The following is a 25,816-nucleotide window of genomic DNA, read 5'->3' on the forward strand; positions in this document are numbered from 1 at the left end:
ACAGACCTAAAGTGCATAAGTTTAGCGCACAACAAAACCCTGATTATACCCGTATTCTTTCAAGTCTTTTTTCCAAAGATTAATACCATCTTTAAGACTAATTTTAGGACCAGGGTCGTCTGGAAGTTGAAAATCCTTACCATCGTCTTGTTTAATACCTGCATCAATCATCGACTGCACTGTTAAACGTGCTCTTGATTTTCTGTTCCAATCATAGGCCAAACCGACTGTGAAACGAAAATCGCTACGAGAATATACTTCAAACGGCAAATATTTGTAGCCTGTGTCTACATGATTTGCTGCATCTGCAAAAATACGGTTGAATTGTTGTCCTCCGAAATATGGCACATCGATTCCGCGAGAATCACGAACCATTGTTTTGTTTAGGAACGATTTGTCTCTAAGAGTCACAACGTCTGCTGGGAATGCTCCAGATAAAACTCTTTCTTTAATACCAGTCTGATCATGGCATACAAAATTCACAAAACGCATCGCGGCTTCAGGCTTGCGACTAGACTGAAGGACGCTTAGAGCAGATCCTCCCATTTGCGCATTGTCATTGTTTCCATTCATAGTTGGAACTCTCGCCACACGCCACAATCCTGCTCCGCCTGGAATATCATGCATAAGAAGCGATGTCATCCATGCTCCGGCAAAAACAGATGCAACGCTGCCAGAACCGACTGCACTTTTCCAAGCTGGAGTCCAAGTTGCAAGTCTTGTATCAACCAAATCTTCGTCAATCATTGACTGCCAAAATTTAGTAAAGTCTTTTGTTCCTTTGTCTTTACTTAAGCGAACTGTAACAGTTTTACCATCGTGAGAAGTTATAAAAGGTCTTCCTCCTGCAAGCCAAATCATAGCATTGTAAAAACTTGCATCTCCAGAATCTGCAGCAATATAAACGCCAATATTTTTTAATTTTCTTGCAGCATGTAGATAATCCTTCCAGGTGTGAATTTGCGTAGCATCCACACCTGCTTGGTTGAATACGTCTTGATTATAAAACCATGCTAAGGGACCTGAATCCATTGGCAATCCATAAACTCGTCCTCCTAATTGAACAGAAGACCATGTGCCTGGAGTATAAAATGTTTGAGTTCCTTGAACACGATTTGTAATATCCAAAAGTTGTCCGCTAACCGCGTATTGTGGCAAAGCGTGGTATTCAAGCTGAGCAACATCTGGCATACCGTAACCATCTTGTATGGCACTGTTAAGATTGTTGTATCCGCTTGTATCTTTAACGCTAACTCGAATATCTGGATTTTGTTTCTCAAAATCTGCCGCAATCCGCTTCATGCTTGGTTCCCAAGACCATACTGTTATTTTTGTTCTAGAATCAACAGATCCGCATGACGCACAAAAAGCAACAATAAAAACGCATATAATCGCACAAATTAAGCGTTTTATTGTATGAGTTAAAACGCGATTTATATTACGTTTTATATTACGCCTAACAAAACAACCAAAGTTCTGCTTGCGACTTTTCTGCGGGCTTCTTGCACACATAATATTCACTGCTATTCTACAGTTACAGATTTTGCAAGATTCCTAGGCTTGTCAACATCATAGCCTTTAAGCTTTGCCATATTCATAGCAAAAAGTTGTAATGCTACAACATCTACTAAAGGACTTAACAATGTTGGGCATTTAGGGCGCCAGAACACAATATCTGCGTAACGCTCAGCGTCTGGATCACCATCTTCTGCAACCGCTATTGTAAACGCTCCGCGAGCCTTAACTTCTTCGATTCCCGAGATCACTTTAGCGTGCAAAACGTCTCTGCCTCTAGAAGATGGCACTATAACAACAACTGGCTCGCCTTTGTCTACTAGAGCTATCGGGCCGTGCTTTAACTCTCCTGCCGCAAAACCTTCTGTAAACGTGTATGCAATCTCTTTTAGCTTTAATGCGCCTTCTAAAGCAACTGGGTAGCCAACATGCCTGCCAAGGAACAAGAACGATTTTGCGTCTATTGTTTTCTTTGCGGCTTGCATAATCAAATCAGCTTGCGTATCTAAAACATTTTGGATTTTATCTGGCATTTCTTTAAGCTGAGACACGATTTGCTGAATCTCATCTCTGTACATTGTTCCCTTGACTTGAGCCAAATAAAGCCCAAGCATGTATGCTGCTACGATTTGCGCAACAAATGCTTTTGTAGAAGCAACTGCGATTTCTGGGCCAGCATGAGTGTAAAGTACAGCATCCGATTCTCGCGGAATACTCGAGCCTTGAGTGTTGCATATTGCAAGCACGCGGCTGCCCTGCTCGCGCGCGTGCCTTAACGCCATTAACGTGTCCATTGTTTCGCCAGATTGAGATATTGCGACAACAAGCGTTCTATGCGTTAAAATTGGGTCTCTGTACCTAAATTCGTGAGCCAACTCCACTTCTACTGGCACGCGCACCCAATGTTCAATCGCATATTTTGCAACTAATCCAGCGTAGCTTGCTGTTCCACAAGCCACAACTATTATCTTGTCGATTGATCGCAAAATATCTTGACTAATTCTAACTTCGTCAAGAATAATGTTCCCTTTTGCGTCGAATCGTCCTCGTAAAGTATCAGCTACGGCATGTGGATCTTCGTGGATTTCCTTATCCATAAAGGAATCCCATCCGCCTTTTTCTACTGCAGAAGCATCCCAGTCTACTGTAAAACAACTAGGGTTTTTAATCTCGTTGCCGTCAAAATCAGTAAGACGAAGCTGTGCTTTTTTGTTTCCTTCTATATCTCCGATTAAAACAGCTTGATCTTGACCAACTTCAAGCACTTTATCTGTGTATTGAACAAAAGCAGCAACATCGGAGCCTAGAAAATACTCGTTATTTGAAACACCTACTACAAGCGGCGAATCGTGACGAACAGCAGCAACAATATTAGGCTGTCTAACGTCTACTGCAAGTAGAGTAAAAGCTCCTTTAAGAATTTTTGCAACTCGTCTTATTGCTTCAAAAAGATCTGGCTTACCAGTTTCTTCAATTATTTGATTCGCGATTTTTCCAAGCGCTTTTGCTGCAACTTCCGTATCTGTTTGAGACGAAAACTCTATGCCTTCTTTTTGCATTTGTTCTTTAAGACTAATAGCGTTCTCAATAATACCGTTGTGAATAAGGGCGATTTTTCCATCGGCACTAGTATGCGGATGCGCGTTTAAATCACAAGGAGCGCCATTCGTAGCCCATCGAGTGTGACCTATTGCCACACTCGCTTCCGGCATTGGATCAGCTTCTATATCTTTTCTTAAAACAGCTAAGCGACCAGCTTTTTTGCGAACGCATATAGAATCCATTCCTGGAGCAGCAAGAGCTACTCCAGATGAATCATATCCGCGATATTCTAAGCGTTCTAACCCATTTAAGCAAACTTCTAAAGGCTTTGCGCAAACTGTGCCAAAACCTGCATATCCTACAATGCCACACATAATTTTCTATTGTACGTTATAAAGCGTGCGTGTTTCTACACATGTCGAAAATATGCAAAAATCTTATTAAAATACGCGAAAAACACTTGCAAAACACTTGCAAAACACTTATAAAACGTGATGTAGAAAATCTTTAAATCTTTCTGTTTGTGGGCAATCTATGATTCCTGAAGTACCACATTCAACAACTTTCCCGCCATCCATGAACACAACTTGATCTGCAACTTCTCGCGCAAAGCCAATCTCGTGAGTTACAACAATCATTGTCATTCCATCATTAGCTAAATCGCGCATAACGTTAAGCACTTCACCAACCAGCTCTGGGTCTAATGCAGACGTAGGCTCGTCAAAAAGCATTATTTCTGGTTTCATCGCAAGCGCACGCGCAATGGCAACTCGCTGCTGCTGACCACCCGAAAGCTGAGAAGGATAATGGTCTAATCTATCTGCCATTCCAACACGTTCAAGTTCTTTAATTGCTAAATCGCGTGCAGCGGTTTTGTCCATGTGTAAAACATGAACTGGCGCTTCCATAACGTTTTCAATAGCAGTCATATGTGGGAACAAATTAAAACGTTGGAACACCATTCCAAGCTTTGCGCGTTGCGCTGCAATTTCATTGTCATTTAACGCTTGCAATGCTTCTTTACCATTATGTATAACGGTTTTTACGCCAATGCGCTCGCCATAAATTGTGATTTTACCAGACGTAATTTTTTCTAGCTGATTTATCAATCGCAATAGGGTTGATTTTCCACTTCCAGAAGGACCAAGTATGACTGTTACACTTCCTGGATTAACAGTCATGTCAACTCCCTTAAGGACTTGAAGATTGCCGAAGGACTTGTGTAAATCTTTTATGACTACTGCTGGAGTATCACTTTTAGTAACATTTTGGCTTTGTGTATCAACCGTTAAAATATCAGTCATTTTTCCTCAAATCTAATTACGATTATATAAAATTTGTAATTTTGACGCGGTTTATGCGTTATATGTTTATGCGTTAAAACCTAACATTGTTGCATTATTGCGACCCTTTACAGCGTCACTATTCGCTTTAATCGCATTATCTCCACGTTTTGCAGCATTAGAGTTAATTTGAGCATTGTTTACAATGTCTTTTGCTTCGAATCCTTTACCAAAATGCTTTTCTAACATAACTTGAAAAACCATCAAAATAGACGTAATAATTAAATACCAAATGCTAGCAACTATAAGCAACGGAATCGGCTTATAAATACGATTTGCTACAGCATTTGTGGCAAACTGAAGTTCTAAGGTAAAAGGCACAGCTAAAACCAAAGACGTAGTTTTAAGCATACCGATAGTCTCATTGCCCAAAGGTGGAACGATAATACGCATAGCCTGAGGCAAAACAACCCTGCGCATAGTCAAAGACCTGCCCATGCCAAGAGCTTGAGCCGCCTCAACCTGACCAGCATCCACAGCTTCTAAACCAGCACGAACAATCTCCGACAAATACGCAGCCTCATTAAGAGACAATCCAATAACTGCAGCGTTTAAAGAAGTCATAACAACGTTGGAATCAATGGAGAAAAACTCAACGGATGTAAATGGAATGCCCATACTCAACTTAGGAACAAGTACAGCAAACATTCCCCAAAATACTAGCTGCGTATAAACTGGAGTACCCCTAAAGAACCAAATAAAGAACCAGCTTACGGCTCGAAGAACAGGGTTTACAGACTTACGCATCATTGCTAATCCTATAGCAAGAACAATTGCAATAATCATAGACAAGAATGTGAGTATTAGCGTCCAAACAATGCCTGTAAGAACATTGTCGCTTATTAGATATATGCCTACAACATTCCACTCAAAACGCGGATTTGTAACTATAGAATAAAGCAGCGAGCACGCAATTATAGCTACGATTATGCCAGCTATGATTGGTCCAGGTTTTTTGACTGGTAGAATTCGATCACCATCAGAGTTTTGCGAAAGCTTCTTACTCGCATTATTAAACATATTTTCTCCATTAACATTTTAAATTGTCACATATGCGAATAATAACTAGCGGATTATTAACTAGTAATTAACGCACTTGCGATGCACAAATATATTAAATACAAATAAGGCGTGCGGTTTTCACTATACTAACAGCTACAAACGCACGCCAAATTTAAGATCATACTTCTGGGTTTACTTGCGCTTCCTTAATGGCAACGTTTTCAACACCCCACTTCTTTAGAATGTCTTTGTAAACGCCATTCTTCATAAGCTTATCGATTGCAGCCTTAATGAGCTTTAGCATCTTAGCGTCGCCCTTTTTAACAGCCGCTCCCATTGGCTCCGCGTCGTTGCTGCTTTCAAGAATCTCTAGCTTTCCATCATTCTTTATTGCAGCATAACCAGCTACAGGAGTGTCAGCATACATAACGTCTGCGCGACCAGAGAGTAATGCTGTAGTAGCATCTGTCTGCTCTTTAAAGCTCATGATTTCTAGTGGCTTATCGTTATTTGCCTTGCATTGCTTTTTGGCTTCTTCCATGATTGGCTCGCCAACAGTGCCTGTTTCTAATGTAACTTTTTTGCCGCAAAGATTCTTTGTATCTACTTTAGTTGGGTTTCCTTTGCGAACTTCAAAAGATAAGCCGGCGTTTGCGTACGTTACAAAATCAACGGACTTCATGCGTTCAGCGTTTACGGTAAAGCCTGAGATTCCAACGTTATATTTGCTTCCGATTGCTGGAATAATGGAATCGAATTGAGCGTGCATAATCTTGGCTTTTAAGCCCATCAATTTTGCTAAAGCTTTAGAAAAGTCGATTTCGTAGCCGACTGGTGTTTTGCCATCTGCAGCGAAGAACTCTGCTGGAGCATAGCTAACGTTTACACCAACTGTTAATTCGCCAGTTTTTGCAACGCTTTCTGGAACAAGCTTTGCAATCTCTTCATCTTTTTGAACTTTGCTTACATCGTAGCTGCGCGCCACATCTGGATCTGCTGCTTTAGAATCAGCTGGACCGCACGCGCAAGTGCATCCAATTAATGCAAGAGTTGCAATTGCTGCAATAGGCTTAATTGACTTAAAAATCTTATCCGACTTAAGCATTTCCTTCTCCTATTCAATATTTAAAGAATAAATAACTTATAATTTACAGTGATATGCATAACTATACACGATAACGCTACTAAATTGCGATTATCAAAATGCAAAAACTGAATATTCATAAATTGCCATACATAAATATGCTAAAAATCAGCAAAAAATAACGAATTACAAAATCAAAAACCGTATATTATTCACAGAAATGAATAATATACGGCGTGTCGCAATACAATCACAAGCAGCAAATCACCTAGATTGCATATTCTTGTATCGCATAGCGCGCAACGCTTCTCGCTTATCTTGTTCTTCGCGCAACGCTTGACGCTTATCGTACTCTTTTTTGCCTCGCGCCAAAGCAATCTCAACTTTAGCGTAGCTGCCTTTAAAATAAATCCTCAAAGGCACAATGGTATAACCTTTAGCTTCAATTTGCCTAGAAAGTTTAGCAATTTGAATCGCATGAAGAAGTAACTTACGCTTGCGCTTAGGAGCATGATTATTCCACGTGCCATTTAAATATTCAGGAATATTTGCGCCTTCTAGCCAAATCTCACCACGTCTATCAATATTCACAAACGCCTCAGCTAAAGAAGCGCGACCTTCACGCAAAGACTTAACCTCTGTGCCAGTAAGAGCAATACCTGCTTCATAGCAATCTTCAATCGCATAGTCGTGATTTGCTTTTTTATTTCTTGCAACAGTTAAAGTACCATCTGAACCAGGTTTTTTATCCAAACTACACCAACCTAAATCGAATCATACCTAAATCAAATCATAAAAATTAAAAATTAATAGTGAACATACTCATAGCTGCCAGCATTGCTGATAGTCCTATAAGACGGGAAAGTTGCAAATCCAACGCCACCTTCGGATATAAGCACGGAGCCATCGGAATTTACGCGTTCAACAACAGCAACATGTCCATATGTAGGATCTGATCCAGCAGCTCCTCTAGCAAACACCATAACTGCACCAACGTGTGGAGTGTGGTTAACCAAATACCCAAGTCTACGCCCAGAATTCGCCCAATCAGCACCGTTGCCCATAAAGGATCCTACTGGAAGACCAAGCTGTGATCTGCGCAAATACGCCCAAAGTGTGCATTGACGAGCTGGATAGGCAGAACCTCCAGCTGTGTTACCAGTATTATGACCATAGCAATTGCCAGAACCAGCAGGACAATTCCCAGGAACCGCGTAATTCATACCATTTGCGGCACCATTAGAAAGCGGCAGCGAGGGCAAAGAAGGAGTATTCCAACTGCCGCCGCCTCTAAGCTGTTGACGATTACCATTATTAGGATTCATGCGAGCTGCAGCCGTAGCAGCTAAAGCCCTAGCTTGAGCGTCAATTTGTGACTTCAAAGCAATTATTTCCGCAGCTTCGCGAGCATCTTGAGAAGTAAGACTATTCTTTTGACTCTCTAACTGCTTTCTTAGAATAGTTCCCTGATCTCTTAAAGACTGAAGAGAACGCTGCTTTTCACTGGCAGACTGAGCCGCAGCCTGAGCACTCTGCGCCTCAGAATCAGCTTTTGCTTTTAATTTTTGAATCTCTGTTTCAATAGCAGCTAAGCGCTGACGTCTATTCATAGAATTACTCAAAGTCACAGCAGCATCATTTGCAGCATTTGCTTCGCTACGTGCAACAGCAGCCTCTGACTGAAGTTTTCCAACAAACTGCTCGGTAGTAGTGGAATTAGTCACCATTGCCATTACGTTAGAAGCATTGGAGCCATGGAAACTTTTGCGAGCAAGTTGAGCTACAGCAGCCTTTGCATCATCAAAATCTTCGCCAGTCTGCTTGATTTTTTCTTCTAAATCGCGTTTGTCTTTTTGCGCAGACTGCAAACGCTGATTCGTTGATTCAACAAGGCTCATAGCTTGTTGCGCTTGCTCCTGAGCTTGCTGAGCAGCACGGACTTGATTAGGGATTTGATGTTCGTTTAAATCATTGAGCTCTAGAATCTTATCAGCAAGCTGTTTATTTACTCCAGCAAGACGCTTTTTAAGAGCAGCATTACTTTGAACTTTCCTGTTGTAATCTTGCATGGTAACTGCATCAGCGCGTAGTGGCTGGTAAGCATATAAGGCAATACCAGCGGAAAGCATAAGAAAGCTGCTTGCAATCGCGCTTGCAACAGTGCGCTTACAATATTTTGCATGGCATTTCTTGCTTTCCATATTTACTTCCCTTTCAAGTAGAAAATTCAAACACAACTAATGCGAATTATACATTGAAAATTCTATTATCGATAAAATTTTTCTATTTATGATTTTTTATTTATGATTTTTAATGTTCATAATTTATTGATAATTTAAATTTTGCTTTTATATTTACGCTTGCAGATATCTTCTGAGTGCAACCGCGGAGGCGACTATTGAAAGTAGCACAGCTCCAAGAACCAACACTGGAACTGTCATCCAAACAGTTGTCTGATTCACAAATGGCATCCAACGAACGTTTTGTGCAAGCCAATCTGTAATAAACACTTTAACAACAATGCTTAGCGCGCATCCAGATAGCAGAGATCCTATAAGGGACGCAAAAGCACCTTCTAAAATAAACGGCATGCGAATAGTCCAATTAGACGCGCCCACAAGTCGCATAATCTCCGTCTCTTGTTTTCTAGAGGCTGCAGACATGCGAATAGTTGTACCGGTTAGCATAATCGCAACAACAACCATAACTGCAGCAAGCACAATAGTCACAGCCGTAGCATGATTCAAAACGCTAAACACTGGGTCAAAAATCTGCCTTTGGTCTACTACTTCCTCAACACCATTTCTGCCAGAAAGAACTTCTGAAACAACCTGATATTTTGTTGGATTTGTAAGCTTTAGTCGCAAAGAATCTTGCATATCGGCAGCTGTTAAAGTGCGACCCTGGTATAAGCCATTAGGATATTGCTTAAGAAAAGTGTTCTTGTAAAATTCGCTTCTACTAACATAAGTAATATTCGAAACATCATCACCTAACTCTTGGTTAATAATGTTCTCTAATTTTACAATTTCTTCTTTAGTAGGAGCTTTTCCAGAAGCACATGATGCTGACTGACTTGTACCGTCTGGACAAAGCCATGCTACGACTTCTACCTTGTCATACCAATCGCCTTTGGCTTTTGTGATTTGCGCTTGCATAAGAACAGATGCGCCTATAAACAAGAACGATATGAAGGTAACGAGCATTACCGAAACAATCATAGAAACGTTTCTGCGCAAGCTAATCCACGTTTCTGAGAATATGAACCGCAATCGCATTACTCGTCTCCTTCATTCTTAAGATTTTCGCTTTTACTGGCTTCAGATTTACTGTTTTCATTGGATTCTTTAGATTCAGTATAATCGCCAGTTTCGCTTGAGTTTTCGCCTGCATTGCCAACGTTTTTGCCAGAATTATCTACAGAATTATCGCCAGAATTTTCAATATCGTTTTCGACAATATTTTCTGTATTATTTTTATCTTTTTGATTCTCGCTCAAATCCAAAGAATCACCAGAATCCGAAGAGTCGCCAGAATCTGCAAAATCTGAATTGTTCTTATCTTCAGCATCATTCGACTTTTGCACAGGAGGAGCTGGTGGAATCGAAAGACCACGCCCCCAAGTCATAGTTGTTTCTAAAGGCTGAAAAACTTCACCATATCTACCCGTTCTGCCTGAATGAACAGATTGCGCAAGTCGAGCAATACCCTCATTATCTTCAGAACCATTTTGCAAAGTTTGCGCAACAGCATCCATAGCCTGCTTTGCTTGAGCGGCACGCTTTGCACGTTTAGACATAAATCTGTAATTTTTAGGATCTTCAGAAGACGAGTTAAAACTAGTGTTATCAGAGCCAGAATCTGCCACAGCACGAACACCTGAATCGCCTTCAACTGCCTGCTGAGCTTTCGACTTTTGCTCAACATCTGCATCTGGGAAGTAAAGCGCAGAATCGTAAGATCCTTCTCGCTCATCTCGCACAATATGACCAGCATGAAGCTCCACAACTCGCTTGCGCATTGAGTTCACAATCTCCTCGTTATGCGTAGCCATAACAATCGTAGTGCCCGTGCGATTAATAGCGTCCAAAACTTCCATAATTCCAAGAGAAGTTGTAGGATCCAAGTTTCCAGTAGGCTCGTCTGCAAGAAGAATTTGCGGATGATTAACGTACGCGCGAGCAATCGCAACTCGCTGAGCCTCACCACCCGAAAGCTCATGCGGATAATTATTCTCTTTGCCAGTTAAACCAACTGTTTCCAAAACTCGCGGAACAAGCGACTTAATCGTAGAACGGCTTGTGCCAATAACCTCTAGTGCAAAAGCCACATTTTGATACACGGTTTTATTATTAAGCAGCTTATAATCCTGGAAAATAAAGCCGAGAGTGCGTCTATACTGTGGAACCTGACGATTTACCAAGCGCCTCAAGTCGTTGCCAGCAACGTGAATCTCGCCCTTTGTGGCTTCTTCTTCTCGCAAAAGCAAGCTCAAAAGCGTTGTTTTACCGGACCCGGAAGCACCAACGAGAAACACGAAGTCGCCACGATTAACGTCTAAAGAAATATCGTCCAAAGCAGGGCGCGTACCCTTAGGATAAATCTTCGACACATGTTCTAGTGAAATCAGAGACATATTCTGCAGTTTCCTTTACGAACTATTGAACGATATACTTTAATTTTGTTTTTAACTATTTTATATTTTATTTTTGATTTTTATTCTGACTTTTATCTTGAATTTTACCTAGTGCAGACTAAGCTTGCGACTTTTCCTCGGCTTCTTTTTTAGCTGCAACTCTCTGTTCGTGTCTCCATCGAATTCCAGCTTCAATAAAACCGTCAATATCGCCGTCAAAAACAGCCTGAGTTTGCGAAGTTTCGTAGCCAGTGCGCAAATCCTTAACCATCTGGTATGGGTGAAGCACGTATGAGCGCATTTGGTCTCCCCAACTTGCCTTAATATCTCCAGCAAGCTCCTTCTTTTTAGCAGCTTCTTCGGCATGCTTTAACACAAGTAAACGCGATTGCAAAACCGCCATTGCAGCAGCTCGGTTCTGAATCTGGCTGCGCTCATCTTGCATTGAAACAACCAAACCAGTTGGCAAATGCGTGATGCGCACAGCGGAATACGTAGTGTTTACGCCTTGTCCGCCAGGGCCAGACGCCTGGAAAGTATCCACACGAATGTCAGAATCTGGAATGTCAATATGATCTGTAGCTTCAACAAGAGGAATTACTTCCACGGCACTAAAGCCAGTTTGACGCCTGCCTTGATTGTCGAATGGAGAAATACGAACCATTCTGTGAGTGCCTCCTTCTACAGAAAGGCGACCATACGCATATGGGGCATCTACTTGGAAAGTGGCGGATTTAATACCAGCTTCTTCTGCGTAAGACGTATCCATCATCTTAGTTTTATAGCCGTTTCGCTCTGCCCAACGCAAGTACATTCTAAGAAGCATTTGAGCAAAATCGGCAGCATCCACACCACCCGCACCAGAACGGATTGTCACCACCGCTGCACGAGCATCATATTCGCCGTCAAGAAGAGTTTGAACTTCCATATCGTCCAACTCGTGAGCAATAGAGCCAAGCTCCTCTTGAGCCTCGCTCATAGAATCAGCATCCTCTTCTTCCTGACCAAGTTCAATCAAAGTCTTAGTATCTTCAATGCGTTGCTCAACGGCTTGTAAACGCTTTAATTGAGACTGAGCTGCCGAAAGCTTACTCGTAACCTGCTGCGCATGCTCAGAATCATCCCAAAGTCCAGGCTCCGAAGCCTGCTTTTCTAAATCTGCAATCGTAACTTTCAACGAATCGACATCTAGTGCTTTAGAAATCGAAGAATACTTTGCTTCAACATCATTTAATGCTTGGGAAAAATCAAATTCCGCCATTTACTTAAAGTACCTCTTTACATACCTGTTTTACGCAATTACTACTCGCAAAATACTTACAAAATCAACTATTTATAAGTTTAGCGCACGGTCAAAATCTCAGGACCGTTTTCCGTAATTGCAATCGTATGCTCAGTGTGTGCACCGCGAGAACCATCAGCAGAGCGAAGAGTCCAACCATCCTTAGGATCCTGGTAAATTTCGTCAGTAGTCTTTAAGAACCATGGCTCAATTGCAATTACAAGACCTGGACGAAGCTTGTAGCCGTGGTGAGCAGTGCCATCGTTAGGAACGTGCGGATCACCATGCATAATATGACCGACTCCGTGACCGCCAAACTCAAGGTTTACGCTGTAACCATACTCGTGAGCAACGCATCCAACAGCTGCAGAAATGTCTCCAAGACGGTTTCCAGGCTGAGCCATGTTAATTCCAGCCTCAAGTGCTTCCTCAGTGCACTTAATTAAGCGCAAATCTTCAGGATCCGCATGCTTTCCAACCACGAAACTAATAGCAGAATCTCCAACCCATCCGTCAACGTTAATCGCTAAGTCAAGCGTTAGTAAATCGCCGTCTTTAAGGTTGTAATCAAAAGGAACTCCGTGAAGAACAGCATCGTTTACAGAAGTGCAAATGTAGTGAGCAAAAGGACCAGTTCCAAAATCAGGAGCGTAGTCAACATAGCAAGAAGACGCACCTTTACGGCTCATAATGCGTTGGCGAACAAAGTCATCAATCTCAAGAAGATTTGTGCCAACTTTTGTCATTGCTTTCAAGTCTTTAAGAATACTACCAACGAAGCGACCTGCAGGCTTCATAGCTTCAATTTCGGATGGAGTTTTAAGTTCAATCATGATTTAAGACTAACTCGCAGGCACGAAAATAGCGCAAAATATGGCGAAAATACTAGCTAATGATGTCGCTTAATACTTGTAATCTAGGCACATGCCTAATAACAATGAAAATAATAACAACAATGAGGAATCGCAGAAGGAAATTTCTGCTGTAAATTTTGACCCAGCTTCCTTCTCATCGGTTACTCGACCACAAGACGATTTATTCCGTTACGTAAACGGTCCTTGGATTGACACTTACACTCTTCCAGAAGATAAGCCAATGTATGGTGCTTTCTACAAGCTTGCAGAAGATGCAGAGACGCAAATTCGAGATATTTTAGAAAACGAAGATTGCCCAGCCAAAAAGTCGCGAATCCTATACCGCAACTATTTAGATACTGCATCTATTGAAAAAGCTGGAATTACGCCAATTAAGAGCGATTTAGACGCTGTTGATGCAGCTAGCAGCAAAGAAGACTTAGTTCGCACTATTGCTTCTCTTACTCCATATGGCGGACCTAATGCAATGTTTGCTTTTGGCGTCTACGGAGACCCTAAAGACCCTAAGACGAATATTATGCACATTGAGCAGGCTGGATTGGGCTTGCCAGACGAAGCATACTATCGCGAAGATAATTACGCTCCGATTCGCGCTGAATACGTAAAAATGGTGGCTTCATTGTTGCGCTTAGCTGGATACGGTGATGCCACTACTACAAGAGAGCAATCGGAACGTTTCTTGAAGGTTGAAACACAAATCGCAAGCAACCACTGGGATAACGTAGCAACACGCGATTCTCAAAAAACTTATAATCCTTACGATTATGCGGATTTGGCAAAAACGCTTGAAGCGCTGAATCTTGACGCATTCTTGGATGCTGCTCAAAAATCTTACGACGATTCCGAAGAAGCAAAGAATCAGCCAATAGATTTTCGTAAAGCTTTTAGCAAAGTAGTAGTTCACGAGCCAAGCTTTATAGAAGGATTGAATAAGATTTGGCAAGAAGCCGACTTAGAAGATCTAAAGCTTTGGGCACGCGTGCATGTGATTTTGTGCTGGGCAAGCATGTTAAGCGAGGACTTTGCACAAGCGCGATTCGACTTCTACGGCAAAGTGCTTTCTGGCGCCACCAAGCCACGCGACCGCTGGAAGCGCGCAATCGGAGTTGTTGACGATGCTTGCGGCGAGGAAGTCGGTAAAGAATACGTGCGCTTGCACTTCCCTGAGTCTTCTAAAAAGTATATGGAAGGCTTAGTTGACAATCTTATTAACGCTTACCGCGAGTCGATTTCTCACAGCAGCTGGCTTGGCGAGGAGACTAAGGCGAAGGCTTTGGAAAAGCTTAGCAAGTTTGAGCCAAATATTGGTTACACGAATCATTGGATTGACTACTCTGTGCTAAATATTAAGGAAGACGCTGGCTTAATTGAGAATATGCGCGAAGTTTCTCGATTCGTGTTTGGTAGGTATACTGCAAAAGCTGGAGAACCTGTGGATCGCGAAGAGTGGCAGATGACTCCGCAAACCGTAAACGCTTACTACGATCCGCTGCTTAACGTAATAGTGTTCCCAGCTGCGATTTTGCAGCCGCCATTCTTTAGCCCTAGTGCTCCAGACGCAGCAAACTACGGTGCTATTGGTGCAGTAATTGGCCACGAAATCGGCCACGGTTTTGACGATCAAGGTTGCGAATATGATGGCGACGGCGTGCTTAACAATTGGTGGACTGAAGAAGACAAAACCAACTTCACTGAGCGCACTAAAACGCTTATTGAGCAATACAATGCTTTTACACCAACGCAGCTTATTGTTAAATACTCTCACTTAAAGAGCAAAGAGGAGCGCGATGCAATGCCTCACGTAAATGGTGCTTTAACAATCGGCGAAAACATTGGTGATTTAAGCGGCGTAACTATTGCTCTTAAAGCCTACGCTTTTGCTTTGCAAAAGAGCAAGGGACAAGAAGTCGACGGAAGTGACGATGCGATTCGCGAAACTTTGCTGAACGCTCCTAAGATTGATGGTTTCACTGCTTTGCAACGATTCTTCTTAAGCTACGCACTTGTGTGGCGTTCAAAGGCTCGTAACGAGATTGCGGAGCAATACCTTCAAATCGACCCACACTCCCCTGCAGAATGCCGCACTAATGGCATTGCGCGCAACGTTGACTTGTTCTACGATGCTTTCGACGTTAAAGACGGCGACGAGATGTGGCTTGCTCCAAGCGAGCGCGTACACATTTGGTAAATCGCATATAAAGTCGCATATTATAAAAAACATAATGGGAACGCTGCATTAGTAACGTTCCCATTATGAATATATGGATGCTATCTATGTACATACATACATTCTAAGAATGCACTTTTTAAAAAACGCATATATGTTAAACATAATAATAGTAATATCTCCAACTGTGTCATTCATTGAATATATCGATATGTTAACTTTTCAAATCTTTTAACAAAACTTAAAAAAATTCACTTGTCTTTTGTTTCTTAAAAATGATATATTTGAAGTGCTAATTTTCAATAAGACTGGACTTGTTATCCAGTTTGATTGCTCAGCAGTTTTGATGATTATCACTGCAGGGGAAGCTTTCTAGCTTCCCCGTTTTTATTTATTTGTTGAAAATTAGCTTCTACCATTCTTGATATAATTGCTACGTTAGTGCCAGAAGCCTATCGCAATGTTGAAAATTAGCTTCTACCATTCTTGATATAATTGATCTAGTTTTGAGCCGTTGCCTGGCTGGGTTGAAAATTAGCTTCTACCATTCTTGATATAATTGAGAACCATCAAAACCACCACACACGCTAGTTGAAAATTAGCTTCTACCATTCTTGATATAATTGTACGCCTGTGCCGCCCGTCCAATATATAGTTGAAAATTAGCTTCTACCATTCTTGATATAATTGATACATGCCGCGACTGTTTAGCTTCAGCGTTGAAAATTAGCTTCTACCATTCTTGATATAATTGAAGAGACTTAAGCTTAATGTCACCATTAGTTGAAAATTAGCTTCTACCATTCTTGATATAATTGGTATATCATCAAGAATGGTAGAATTCCAACCATTATAAGACATTTTATGATTAAAAAAGCATAGCAATATCGGGAGCCTCCTCTTTCTTTTCTTGCCTGGCATTGTAATAACGTTGTGCAGATGACCATTGATGATCACTGACATGTAAAATGCGTATTGATCCACGTGGAGGAAGATTATCCTTAATTATTTTTACTGAAGTTCTATTTCCTGTTTGAGTGGGGCTATAACGGACATACACAGAAAATTGTACCATTGCATACCCCATATCAAGCAGCATATTGCGAAATACAGTTGCAGCGTGACGCTCTACTTTTGTTTTCACTGGTAAATCAAACATTACTAAACACCACATGCCACCACTGTCCTCATCGACTTTCATAATTCACTCCTTACAAATTGTGGTACTCGAAAGTCTTCCATGTCTTTTTCCACATAAATACCATATGATTGAGCTAAATCAGATAAAGCGCTAGGAATTGTATGTCCAGAACCATTAAACTGTTGATTAACACTGTCGATCAAATACTTTTTAACTGCTTTATCATTTGGAGTATCTGAGAATGATAATTTTGAAACAGCGTAATCAACAGCTGGTCTAAACGGCTCAATTATGTCATCTGCTAAGCAGAAATAATTAGTACCATTATGATGATTCATACCCATTGTTGGATTAAGACCAGCAGATAAAACTGCACGAATGGAAAAACCACGCAACACCATATAAGCATAGTCAAGTAAAGCATTCCTATCTTGACCAGACCCTGGTTTACGATGAAAATCTTCTTCCTCGGGAAAAATACGTTTCCAATATTCACGAGCAGCTTGGCCTTCTCTATTCGTTACATCTCCAGAACGAACAGTATTAGATAGTCCGCGTAATAATCCACCCCCTTCTTTATTTAATAAATCAAGACAAGCTGCTTGTCCACGTATTTTCGCGCGAACAATCTGAGCCCACGCTGCTTTTCTTCGAGGCACACTCATTGTTGCCTGAGACAATTGACGAACCGTAATTCTCGTAGGAACATTGGTCCACGAATGCATAGCACTGATAGGAACACATCGCCAATCACAGGTCATTACGCAAGTACCATATTCAGCACACTGATGAAGCAGACCTGTAGAACAGTTACAATGCAAACCAATAAGCAATATTGCCGTTTCCGCTAGCGGAATTTCAACTTTCTGCTCTAATGCGTGATCACACACTAAAATCCTACCGCGAATATACCGTAATTCACCTTGTAAATTAGTACAATCAATCACACGCCAAGCATTCTGCATAATTCCTCTATTCTCTATTTTCTCCAGTATCCCAACGCCAAGAAATAGGTAAATGCGAACGTGATACCCAACGAACTTCACCTAACGCATTACGTCGAATAGTTGCTACGTTATACTTGGCCAACACATTAACCGAAACACGCCAACCTTTACCAGCTAGAATCTTATTAATAGATTCTTCATAAGAAGTATAATCGAAGTTATTGCGCTTGCAATTCGAATACAACTTGTCAATTCCTTCAGAAGAAATCATCGATGGTTTAAGTATCAAAGTTGTTTTATCGTCCGTACCCACAACCACCCAATGCTTATATGCTGTACAATCTGCACCTATCTTGTTTAGGAATTCTACAAAGTCACCAATATATCCTGATAATTTAGCATGACTAAAATCAACGATAATCTCATCGCCAGGCACAAGATATCCGAGATAATTAGCATTACCTGTTTGCACAGCATGAGTGACTTCTGTATCAGCATATCTCATTGAGATAGATTGTTCAGGCAAATCACACGAGAATAAATCTTCATGAATATGTTTATGCAAATCATTTTGAAATACACGAATCATTCCATAAGATTTTTTAATTTTTCCACTTTTCAACTTTTCAAAGTATTCATAAATGCGTAGATGATGGATAGAATTACCAATCTCTACAGAACCTTCTCGTACGAAAAGCTGTGCTGCTTGTGCCTTGAAAAAAGTAATTGAATCGTATGCATTTAACTTCTTATTATGCAACAGAATAGTTCTATCTGGATTTTCAGGAAGACCATTGTTTACATCATAATCAGGATTCCGTGTCAACGCACAATAAAGCGCAGGAGTAGAAGCACGTCGGATTGTTTCACTGTCGATTTCATCGCCGACGTGCAACTTTAATAATGCATGTACATCATCTTTGTGAACAGAAGAATTACTGTATCTCAAACGAATAGAATTAACCACAGCAATACGATCAGCTCTCATTTCTTCATTAAGAAGTTTCAATAACGCATTCATACGAACAGACCAATTAGCATATTGCTGATATCCTTGATCATTAGCCGTTGGATATTCTCTCCAATCAATACCACCAGGAACCACTTTATTGCCTTGCAATAACTGTGTTTCACGCAGATTGCATTTAATTGCAAGTATTCGAGCCATTCCTGGAGTCATCATTGCAATTACTGATGCATCAACTGCATGATGTCGTCTATCAAAACGAGTTTTCCTTCTACCATCAAAGAACTCCAGTTTTCCGTCAATTCCAGACATTCTTCTTGCTATAGCAGTAAGCAATCCAGCATAAACTCCAACATTTGTTTGAGCTTTATTACTTATATCGGAAATACCATTGTTTGTTTGATAATTCTGCGAGTTATAATACCAATCAATTCTACGATGCAATTCGTTTGCCATCCATGCAACCGATTCGATAGAACGATTATCAAACGCTTCATCACCAACTTTTTGTTTCAAGCGAGATATAACTTCTTTTTTGAATTGATTAGCACCGCGTTTATCGTATGATTTAGGCGGGAAAATAAAAGCACGAACCCGATTAATAGCGGAATCTACACTAATATCATGATTCTTGCAATATGTAGACTGCTCGCACCAAGTTGCAAAAGGAGTATTACACTTTTGAGCGTTACACGATAAGCAAGTAGCAACTAAATTCTCACGAGTATTCGTAGAACCTGGCCCCTTACGCGGAACAATATGGTCTAGCTCACATGTATGATAAGTAATCTCATAGCCACAATACAAACATTGCCCATTCTGACGTTGAACAGCCTCATAACGGCGTATATCTGCATCTGAAATAGAATCACTCATGCCTAAATGCAAAGAATTCCGCATCATTGCTTTAAGATTTTCTTTACCTTTGGTTCGTTTATCTAATAATTCCTTATATGAATTCGCCATTTTTTTAGATTGGAATCCAGAACGAACATGCTCAATATTAATACGTACAGGATTACCCCAACGATTTTTAGCACTTATAAGGAATCGATGCACAATTTTCAATACTCGATCAACTGAAGGATTACCTGTTGGCTCTGCAATAGGAGCTTCAGATGGACGCCAATTATTTGGTAAATTAAATAACTTTTTGCGCGCTTTAAATAGATCATCATCAGTTTCAAGCATTTGCTTATTGAGTTTATCTAATGTTTCCAAACTATAAGCAGCACGACCATTAGGCAATGAAATATTTTCCAATGCCGCAATTTCTGTTTCATCCATTGAATCAATAAATGCTATTGCTGAACCGTACTTATCTTGATATTCAGGATTATCATGAATTGCTTCTATGTCTACCGTGTTGCTCAATATCTCAATAAGAGCTTCTTTATCTTCTTGCGTACGATTAGCATCTAACCACCACGTGAGCAACGATTGTCTTAAAGATTTATTATTCGCATAAATAATAGCTAACTCACTATTCAACATTGGAGGACGATTACCAACAGATTCTCCATCTCCTATTTGTGATCCTACTCCACGCAACTTATAGCGTTCAATTCCGAGGCAATCAGCTACATCAATCCAAGTGTATAATGGTACTTCAGCGCTTTTCTTTTTTGATGACTCATCAGTCGAAGTTGTTAATAATTTATAAACATTCTGTTTTTCTTCTATTGTTAAACAACGTTCTTTTGAATTTTCTCTTATGCTAAGATTAGAAATAGTAGATATGATTCGATATTTCTGAAACGCTAACGATGCCTTTAGCGCACGCTTACCCTTTCCTGTTATAGCATCTTTGCCAACACGATTTTCTGCAGAGCCACGCGGAGATTTCTCATAAAAAACAGCATTAATAATCTGCTCTCTAACATACTTGTCATCAATATGTTGCACATTGAAAATATTGAGAATCTCAAGCATGCTGTCACTTTGCATTAGCTTACGTGGTAAAACAGGATCTAATGAGTTGGGATGATTTTTCTTTTTATCGTCTGTAGTTATACGTAAACGACGTGAGGGTTTACCTTGTTGTGATAAAAGATAATCGCGTACTAATTGCGCAGGCGTAGAACCTTCACAACCTACTCCTGGCGCAAACTTTTCAATATTTTTTAGCAACTCATTGTAAAATTCAGAATACTCAGTCTCTTGCATCATTGATTTTATTGACTGATAAGGATTGCGCCAACCACGATGTCTAGCAATATGACGAATTGCAACGCTTAACATTTGTTTACGTTGTTCTTCATCCTCAATATATTCATCAGCAAGTTTTGCACGAAAAATCCATGGAATAAACGAATTAGAAAACTCTAAATCCTTGTTTTCAACAACCGGCCAACCCAATGATTGTAATAGAAAATCAAGTTTCTGCAAACGACGTCTGCGCTGACGATATAACCTGCGCACACGCCGCGCGACACCAGAAATTGCTTTACGCGTATCAGATTCTTTTGCCCCATTTGGATCAATACCAGCATCGTGAATAACACTTATTACTTTAAGTATTCTTATAGGCTCCCCATTATCATCTAAGCGAATTGCAGCAAGACCTACTGAATTTAAACCGACGTCAATGCCGATAGCATAAGAAATATTGCCTTCCATATATAAAATCATAATCAATTATTTATATAAATAAAATAAATATCTATAGATTTTCGCGTAATAAATATCTATGGCATAGCATTAACTTAATAACGAGAGTGCCGCACTAATGGCATTGCGCGCAACGTTGACTTGTTCTACGATGCTTTCGACGTTAAAGACGGCGACGAGATGTGGCTTGCTCCAAGCGAGCGCGTACACATTTGGTAAGTTGCAAATAAAACACAAATAAAGTAAATAAGTAAACAAAAGCCTGCAAGCGTTTAAAACGTTTGCAGGCTTTTTAAATGATACTAATCAGATTTACTAATCAGATTCACACGCCAAAGGCGTAGGTCTTAACATCCGACAAATTACCATTCTCATCGTAAGCTTCGAAATGAGTCCAGTAAATGCCTGGGCGTGGGCTCCACAAAGCCCAAGGGCCATCGTATCCTTCAACCCACTGCTTAGCATTGTAATCATAAATCTTAATCTTGGTAGAGCCATTAGGATTATTAGTGGATGCACCAAGAAGAACACTATTGCCTTGCCAACCAGCATAAGTTCCAGTAATAACTGTTTGGCTTGGAACTGTGTAGTGGAAAGCAATTGTCTTTTCTAAAATAACTTTCTTAGTAGAAGGATCACGAGCTTCACAATGCAGCCAATAGTCACCTGGCTTTGTAACCCAAGAAGCCCAGTTTCCAGTACCCCAATCAGCAATAGTAGCCCACTGCTGAGTATTCAAATTGTAAGAAAGCCAACGATACTCAAGCTGCTTGTCGGTGTAAGCATTTGCACCAACAGCAATATCGTTATTACGGATAATCCAAGCAAAATCAAGGTGAGGAGCAACACCTAACTTGCCTTGTGGGTAGTCAGTGTCTCCAACCTGAGTTGAAAGAGTTAAAACAGATACTCTTCCGTATGAGGTACCAGCTACTTCACCATATCCGAAGGAAATGTTTTCTGGATTCAAAATCTGGTAAAGATGAGCATTGTAAGTAGTTTCAGCACCATTAGATTGGTGTAACGCAGACTCCTCTCCAGCGGTCCAATCCGACATAGATTCTTCTGAGCTTTCACCCCAAGCAATGTTTTCGCCCCAAGCCTTACGACCATCGTAGTTTGGAAGGCTCACACCATCCGCAGCAAAATGTCCAAGTTTTCCATGCTGAACAGTCTCATTTGCACGACGATAAGCATCCTCTTCATTAGCACGATCGTAGCGAATATCATTAATATACTGTTCTTTTGTAAGACCCTTAGAAGTAACATAATCTGCAAGAGTCATACCGTTCATAAGGGTAACGCCATCGTCATAATACTTTGAACGCACATCACGAATTGCACCTAAAATGTAGCTTGCAGCCGACTGATTCTTAACTTGCCAATTAGTATTAACATTAGCAACACTGTGATTTTGCACTATAACCAAAGCACTAGCAGATACGGCAGTAGATCCAATCATTGCTACGCAAGCAACAGCTGATGCCGCAGCAGCTAAACATTTCTTTGCAGAAAATACGTGCGACTTATGCCACATAAATGTAGACCTCTCTCCACGTGATTAATAACTACTTTTCAGTAATCCCTGATTCAAATAACACAAACAAGTAGGCAAAAAACTCAAGCTTCACCTTCCAATGCTAATGAAAAACAAAAACTACTTTCGCTAAGTATATCAATCTACATATATTTTACACATTTTAGACTCGCCTACTCAATTTTACATATTTTGTCAAGAGTTTTTAAACGATGTGCATAAAGCATAGGCTTTAACCACATTGATAAAAATAACTTGCAAAACTATTTTTGATACTTCATAGTTGATTCTACTGCGGCGAATTTATTGAAAATCACAATAATCAACACGTGTTGCGTGATGAATTTTGAGATTTAAATTAGTCGCAGTCCAAACTTTTGAAAGGTTAAGAATATGGCACAACAACAAGCAACACTAACAATCAGCGGCTATGTAGGTAGTGACCCTGTGAACTTTAGTCGCAACGAAAACTCACCAGCATGCTCACTTAGAATAGGAAGCACAACGTCTTACTACCATAGCGAGGAAAGACAGTGGAAAGATAGACCGACAACTTGGATGACAGTAAAAGCATACAAGTCTTTAGCTGCAAATGTGCTAAAAAGCGTGCATAAGGGAGATGCGATAGTCGTGTGCGGAAATTTAAACACGGAATCCTGGCACAAAGATGGAGAAGACCGGTCTCGAGTTGTACTAGAAGCCACCGCAATTGGACACGACCTAAATCGAGGAATTAGTGCTTTTACTAAATACTCTTATAATCGTGGAAGAACCGATCAGAGTAACAATAGTAAATATCACACTAATCAAATAAACCAAGAAAATCGGGCAAATCAAGATACTTATTCCAATCAAGATTTGAGCTTGGCGATGAAAAACCCTATGGCTAATACTTATTCTATGGATTCTTCGCAAGAAAACGACAGCCAAGAATACCATTATGATGCTGAATCTTCAGCAAAAGAAACAATAGATTTCGGCTCACAAGTCGAAGAAAACCACTATGACGATATTGAAGGAGGTGTAAATGATTTTTAGAAAGTTTTAATAGAATTAAACATTAAAACTCATTAACATTCTATTCTAATAATTTATATAATTTTTTACTATTCATAGCAATATTGCCGCTGAAAATAATGCGTATAATATGCAAAGCATTACACCAACGGCAATATTGCTTAGTCGTTTAATTGTTTAATAGTTTAATTGCTTAATCGCTGATTCGTTGTTAACAGTTATTGCGATTACAACTGTTCGCGAACGCGCTCTACAATTCGAGCAGCAGCCTCATCCACTGGAACTGCCTCAACGTTTGAACCGTTGCGATCGCGGATTTCAATCGTTCCATTGTTCACAGTATCGCGGCCGGCTACAGCAATCAGCGGAACGCCAACAAGCTCAGCATCCTTGAACTTCACGCCTGGAGAAACCTTTGGACGATCGTCGAAGATTACTTCGATTCCCTGCTTACTAAGCTCTTCAACAACCTTCTCAGCAGCATCGAAAGCAACTTGATCCTTGCCTGTAGCAACGACGTGAACTTGAGCTGGAGCAATCGCCATAGGCCATGCAAGACCAGCATCGTCGTGATGCGTTTCTGCCAAGCATGCAATCACGCGGCTAACGCCAATACCATAGCAGCCCATCCAAACCGGCACAGCCTTACCGTTTTCGTTAAGAACGCTTAAGCCCAAAGCCTTAGAATACTTTAAACCAAGCTGGAACACCTGACCAATCTCAACACCGCGTTCGAAGCTCAATGGACCAGAACCATCTGGGCTCATATCGCCGTCGCGAACCTGAGCTGCTTCAACAACACCATCAGCCTCAAAATCGCGGCCGTAAACAGCGTTATAAACATGCTTTCCGTCTTCGTCAGCTCCTGTAATCCAAGCGCTACCCTTTGCAACGTGAGCATCCATCAAGTAGCGGACAGGATTTTCAATTCCACTACCCTCTTTGCGAGCTTGAGGACCTAATACGCTAAAGCCAATGTAGCCCTTAACAAACTCAGGATGAGCCTTAAAATCATCCTCAGTTGCTTCTTCAATTTCTGCAGGAGCAAACTGAGCTTCAAGACGCTTCATATCTACCTGGCGATCACCTGGAATACCAATAGCCACGATTTCGCGCCATGGCTCCTCGTGCTCGCCGCCCTCAGCATCAGCCGGGTGCTTAACAGCAATAATCAGATTCTTCAAAGTGTCGTCTGCTTGCCATTCGCGGCCGTCTTTGCGTGGATGCAAATCGTTAGAAACTTTAACCAAAGCTTCAATCGTCTTAGCATCTGGAGTATCAAGAGCTTCCATTTTAGGAGTTGCCGAGCAGTCAACATCTTGCATTTCTGGTGTGGTCAAAGCCTCAACATTCCAAGCTTTTCCAGAAGGAGCAAGCGCAAAAGTATCTTCGCCAATTGCCATTGGAGCCAAGAATTCCTCAGAATCCGATCCGCCCATAGGGCCAGAAACAGCGTGAACAATCACATATTTAATGCCTAAACGGTCAAAAATTCGAGCGTAAGCAGCGCGCTCTTCAACATAAGCAGACTTCAAACCATCTTCGTCAATCGAGAACGAATAACCATCCTGCATAATAAACTCGCGACCGCGAATAAGACCTGCGCGAGGACGGAATTCGTCGCGATACTTCGTTTGAATCTGATACAAAGTAACTGGCAAATCCTTGTAAGAAGAATACATATCCTTAACAAGGAGCGTGAAAACTTCTTCGTGCGTTGGAGCAAGAAGATAGTCAGCCTCATGACGATCCTTAAGGCGGAAAATGTTGTCGCCGTATTCTTCCCAACGGTTTGTCGCCTCATAAGGCTCGCGTGGAAGAAGCGCTGGAAAGTGGACCTCCTGCGCACCGATACCGTTGATTTCTTCACGAATAATCGCCTGAACCTTGTTTAAAACCTTGAGTCCGAGCGGCAACCAAGTCCACACACCTGGAGCGGATTTACGAATATAGCCTGCGCGCTGCATAAGTTTTGCGGAAGTCACGTCCGCGTCTGCTGGATCCTCGCGCAGCGTACGAAGGAACAGCTGAGACATACGAAGTACATTGGAATTCATGCGTTCCAATCTATTTGCGCATGAGGACATAAACACTTGTTTACACTATTAAACAATAGCAATAACACTTTCCCGACTTTGTAGCTTAAAACGA

The 25,816-nt window shown here is 41.0% G+C and carries 18 protein-coding genes, 1 pseudogene and 1 CRISPR repeat array; of the genes and pseudogenes, 3 read left to right on the top strand and 16 right to left on the bottom strand.

The genetic code is table 11. From position 1 onward, the window contains the following. Positions 1–21: 21 nt before the first annotated feature. The 11 genes from HXT20_RS04025 to map form a co-directional block, all read right to left on the bottom strand. The gene (locus HXT20_RS04025; protein WP_101891982.1) at positions 22–1,512 is read right to left on the bottom strand and encodes an ABC transporter substrate-binding protein; all 1,491 of its coding nucleotides are present in this window, start codon (positions 1,510–1,512) and stop codon (positions 22–24) included. A gap of 11 nt (positions 1,513–1,523) precedes the next feature. Next, on the bottom strand, positions 1,524–3,431 hold the full coding sequence (glmS, locus tag HXT20_RS04030; protein ID WP_004117713.1) for a glutamine--fructose-6-phosphate transaminase (isomerizing): 1,908 nt from the start codon (positions 3,429–3,431) through the stop codon (positions 1,524–1,526). A 108-nt stretch (positions 3,432–3,539) separates the two neighbouring features. Next, positions 3,540–4,361, bottom strand: coding sequence for an amino acid ABC transporter ATP-binding protein (locus HXT20_RS04035; protein ID WP_004117711.1), 822 nt, complete (start codon positions 4,359–4,361; stop codon positions 3,540–3,542). Positions 4,362–4,427: 66 nt separating this feature from the next. Then, positions 4,428–5,420 (bottom strand): amino acid ABC transporter permease, encoded by a 993-nt coding sequence (locus HXT20_RS04040; RefSeq protein ID WP_065189463.1) that lies wholly within the window; start codon positions 5,418–5,420, stop codon positions 4,428–4,430. A gap of 160 nt (positions 5,421–5,580) precedes the next feature. Then, the gene (locus HXT20_RS04045; RefSeq protein ID WP_101888680.1) at positions 5,581–6,507 is read right to left on the bottom strand and encodes an ABC transporter substrate-binding protein; all 927 of its coding nucleotides are present in this window, start codon (positions 6,505–6,507) and stop codon (positions 5,581–5,583) included. 243 nt (positions 6,508–6,750) lie between these two features. Next, entirely contained in the window at positions 6,751–7,239 is a 489-nt protein-coding gene (smpB, locus tag HXT20_RS04050) for an SsrA-binding protein SmpB (RefSeq protein ID WP_004113499.1), read from the bottom strand. A gap of 53 nt (positions 7,240–7,292) precedes the next feature. Further along, positions 7,293–8,687 carry a CHAP domain-containing protein gene (locus HXT20_RS04055; RefSeq protein ID WP_065189765.1) on the bottom strand — a complete coding sequence of 465 codons (1,395 nt, stop codon included), beginning with the start codon at positions 8,685–8,687 and terminating at the stop codon, positions 7,293–7,295. A 153-nt stretch (positions 8,688–8,840) separates the two neighbouring features. Beyond that, positions 8,841–9,764 carry a permease-like cell division protein FtsX gene (gene ftsX, locus HXT20_RS04060; RefSeq protein ID WP_004117704.1) on the bottom strand — a complete coding sequence of 308 codons (924 nt, stop codon included), beginning with the start codon at positions 9,762–9,764 and terminating at the stop codon, positions 8,841–8,843. Further along, the gene (gene ftsE, locus HXT20_RS04065; RefSeq protein WP_065189535.1) at positions 9,764–11,122 is read right to left on the bottom strand and encodes a cell division ATP-binding protein FtsE; all 1,359 of its coding nucleotides are present in this window, start codon (positions 11,120–11,122) and stop codon (positions 9,764–9,766) included. Before ftsE ends, ftsX begins: the two co-directional genes overlap by 1 nt. A gap of 118 nt (positions 11,123–11,240) precedes the next feature. Next, a complete protein-coding gene (gene prfB, locus HXT20_RS04070) occupies positions 11,241–12,383 on the bottom strand; it encodes a peptide chain release factor 2 (protein ID WP_004117700.1) in 1,143 nt (380 codons plus the stop codon). An 80-nt stretch (positions 12,384–12,463) separates the two neighbouring features. Beyond that, positions 12,464–13,237, bottom strand: coding sequence for a type I methionyl aminopeptidase (map, locus tag HXT20_RS04075; protein ID WP_004107450.1), 774 nt, complete (start codon positions 13,235–13,237; stop codon positions 12,464–12,466). Between the two features lie 91 nt (positions 13,238–13,328). Here map and HXT20_RS04080 point away from each other — a divergent pair, with 91 nt between their 5' ends. Continuing rightward, positions 13,329–15,467, top strand: a complete 2,139-nt coding sequence (locus tag HXT20_RS04080; protein ID WP_004120874.1) for a M13 family metallopeptidase — start codon at positions 13,329–13,331, stop codon at positions 15,465–15,467. A gap of 376 nt (positions 15,468–15,843) precedes the next feature. After that, positions 15,844–16,264: direct repeats of the CRISPR family, unit length 36 nt; unit sequence GTTGAAAATTAGCTTCTACCATTCTTGATATAATTG. 50 nt (positions 16,265–16,314) lie between these two features. On the opposite strand, the gene cas2 is transcribed toward HXT20_RS04080, so the two are convergent. Genes cas2 through cas9 form a run of 3 tightly spaced genes read right to left on the bottom strand, consistent with a single transcriptional unit; the run spans position 16,315 to position 21,120 of the window. Beyond that, entirely contained in the window at positions 16,315–16,647 is a 333-nt protein-coding gene (cas2, locus tag HXT20_RS04085; RefSeq protein WP_004120056.1) for a CRISPR-associated endonuclease Cas2, read from the bottom strand. Beyond that, on the bottom strand, positions 16,644–17,552 hold the full coding sequence (gene cas1, locus HXT20_RS04090) for a type II CRISPR-associated endonuclease Cas1 (RefSeq protein WP_004120052.1): 909 nt from the start codon (positions 17,550–17,552) through the stop codon (positions 16,644–16,646). Before cas1 ends, cas2 begins: the two co-directional genes overlap by 4 nt. A gap of 7 nt (positions 17,553–17,559) precedes the next feature. Continuing rightward, positions 17,560–21,120, bottom strand: a complete 3,561-nt coding sequence (gene cas9 / locus HXT20_RS04095) for a type II CRISPR RNA-guided endonuclease Cas9 (RefSeq protein WP_032841331.1) — start codon at positions 21,118–21,120, stop codon at positions 17,560–17,562. 96 nt (positions 21,121–21,216) lie between these two features. Between cas9 and HXT20_RS04100 the strand changes: the two are divergent. After that, positions 21,217–21,330 (top strand): annotated as a pseudogene (locus tag HXT20_RS04100) (M13-type metalloendopeptidase); the annotation flags it as partial. A gap of 106 nt (positions 21,331–21,436) precedes the next feature. Here the strand turns inward: HXT20_RS04100 and HXT20_RS04105 are convergent. Beyond that, complete coding sequence (locus HXT20_RS04105) at positions 21,437–22,648, bottom strand: hypothetical protein (protein ID WP_004120048.1); 1,212 nt, start codon at positions 22,646–22,648, stop codon at positions 21,437–21,439. 393 nt (positions 22,649–23,041) lie between these two features. On the opposite strand from HXT20_RS04105, the gene HXT20_RS04110 reads away from it, so the two are divergent. Further along, positions 23,042–23,686 carry a single-stranded DNA-binding protein gene (locus HXT20_RS04110; protein ID WP_020760050.1) on the top strand — a complete coding sequence of 215 codons (645 nt, stop codon included), beginning with the start codon at positions 23,042–23,044 and terminating at the stop codon, positions 23,684–23,686. Between the two features lie 206 nt (positions 23,687–23,892). On the opposite strand, the gene HXT20_RS04115 is transcribed toward HXT20_RS04110, so the two are convergent. After that, entirely contained in the window at positions 23,893–25,722 is a 1,830-nt protein-coding gene (locus tag HXT20_RS04115) for a proline--tRNA ligase (RefSeq protein ID WP_032841332.1), read from the bottom strand. Between the last annotated feature and the right edge of the window lie 94 nt (positions 25,723–25,816).

Source organism: Gardnerella sp. DNF00109 (assembly GCF_049262845.1).
Taxonomy (GTDB): Bacteria; Actinomycetota; Actinomycetes; order Actinomycetales; family Bifidobacteriaceae; genus Bifidobacterium; species Bifidobacterium vaginale.

What these genes read in the sequence shown, in the direction of transcription:
- ftsE (WP_065189535.1), bottom strand. Translation starts at nt 11,122, where the DNA reads ATGTCTCTGATTTCACTAGAACATGTGTCGAAGATTTATCCTAAGGGT.
- HXT20_RS04080 (WP_004120874.1), top strand. Translation starts at nt 13,329, where the DNA reads ATGCCTAATAACAATGAAAATAATAACAACAATGAGGAATCGCAGAAG.
- HXT20_RS04055 (WP_065189765.1), bottom strand. Translation starts at nt 8,687, where the DNA reads ATGGAAAGCAAGAAATGCCATGCAAAATATTGTAAGCGCACTGTTGCA.
- map (WP_004107450.1), bottom strand. Translation starts at nt 13,237, where the DNA reads ATGATTGAACTTAAAACTCCATCCGAAATTGAAGCTATGAAGCCTGCA.
- prfB (WP_004117700.1), bottom strand. Translation starts at nt 12,383, where the DNA reads ATGGCGGAATTTGATTTTTCCCAAGCATTAAATGATGTTGAAGCAAAG.
- cas2 (WP_004120056.1), bottom strand. Translation starts at nt 16,647, where the DNA reads ATGAAAGTCGATGAGGACAGTGGTGGCATGTGGTGTTTAGTAATGTTT.
- cas1 (WP_004120052.1), bottom strand. Translation starts at nt 17,552, where the DNA reads ATGCAGAATGCTTGGCGTGTGATTGATTGTACTAATTTACAAGGTGAA.
- HXT20_RS04040 (WP_065189463.1), bottom strand. Translation starts at nt 5,420, where the DNA reads ATGTTTAATAATGCGAGTAAGAAGCTTTCGCAAAACTCTGATGGTGAT.
- ftsX (WP_004117704.1), bottom strand. Translation starts at nt 9,764, where the DNA reads ATGCGATTGCGGTTCATATTCTCAGAAACGTGGATTAGCTTGCGCAGA.
- HXT20_RS04025 (WP_101891982.1), bottom strand. Translation starts at nt 1,512, where the DNA reads ATGTGTGCAAGAAGCCCGCAGAAAAGTCGCAAGCAGAACTTTGGTTGT.
- HXT20_RS04045 (WP_101888680.1), bottom strand. Translation starts at nt 6,507, where the DNA reads ATGCTTAAGTCGGATAAGATTTTTAAGTCAATTAAGCCTATTGCAGCA.
- HXT20_RS04105 (WP_004120048.1), bottom strand. Translation starts at nt 22,648, where the DNA reads ATGTGGCATAAGTCGCACGTATTTTCTGCAAAGAAATGTTTAGCTGCT.
- cas9 (WP_032841331.1), bottom strand. Translation starts at nt 21,120, where the DNA reads ATGGAAGGCAATATTTCTTATGCTATCGGCATTGACGTCGGTTTAAAT.
- HXT20_RS04110 (WP_020760050.1), top strand. Translation starts at nt 23,042, where the DNA reads ATGGCACAACAACAAGCAACACTAACAATCAGCGGCTATGTAGGTAGT.
- glmS (WP_004117713.1), bottom strand. Translation starts at nt 3,431, where the DNA reads ATGTGTGGCATTGTAGGATATGCAGGTTTTGGCACAGTTTGCGCAAAG.
- HXT20_RS04115 (WP_032841332.1), bottom strand. Translation starts at nt 25,722, where the DNA reads ATGAATTCCAATGTACTTCGTATGTCTCAGCTGTTCCTTCGTACGCTG.
- HXT20_RS04035 (WP_004117711.1), bottom strand. Translation starts at nt 4,361, where the DNA reads ATGACTGATATTTTAACGGTTGATACACAAAGCCAAAATGTTACTAAA.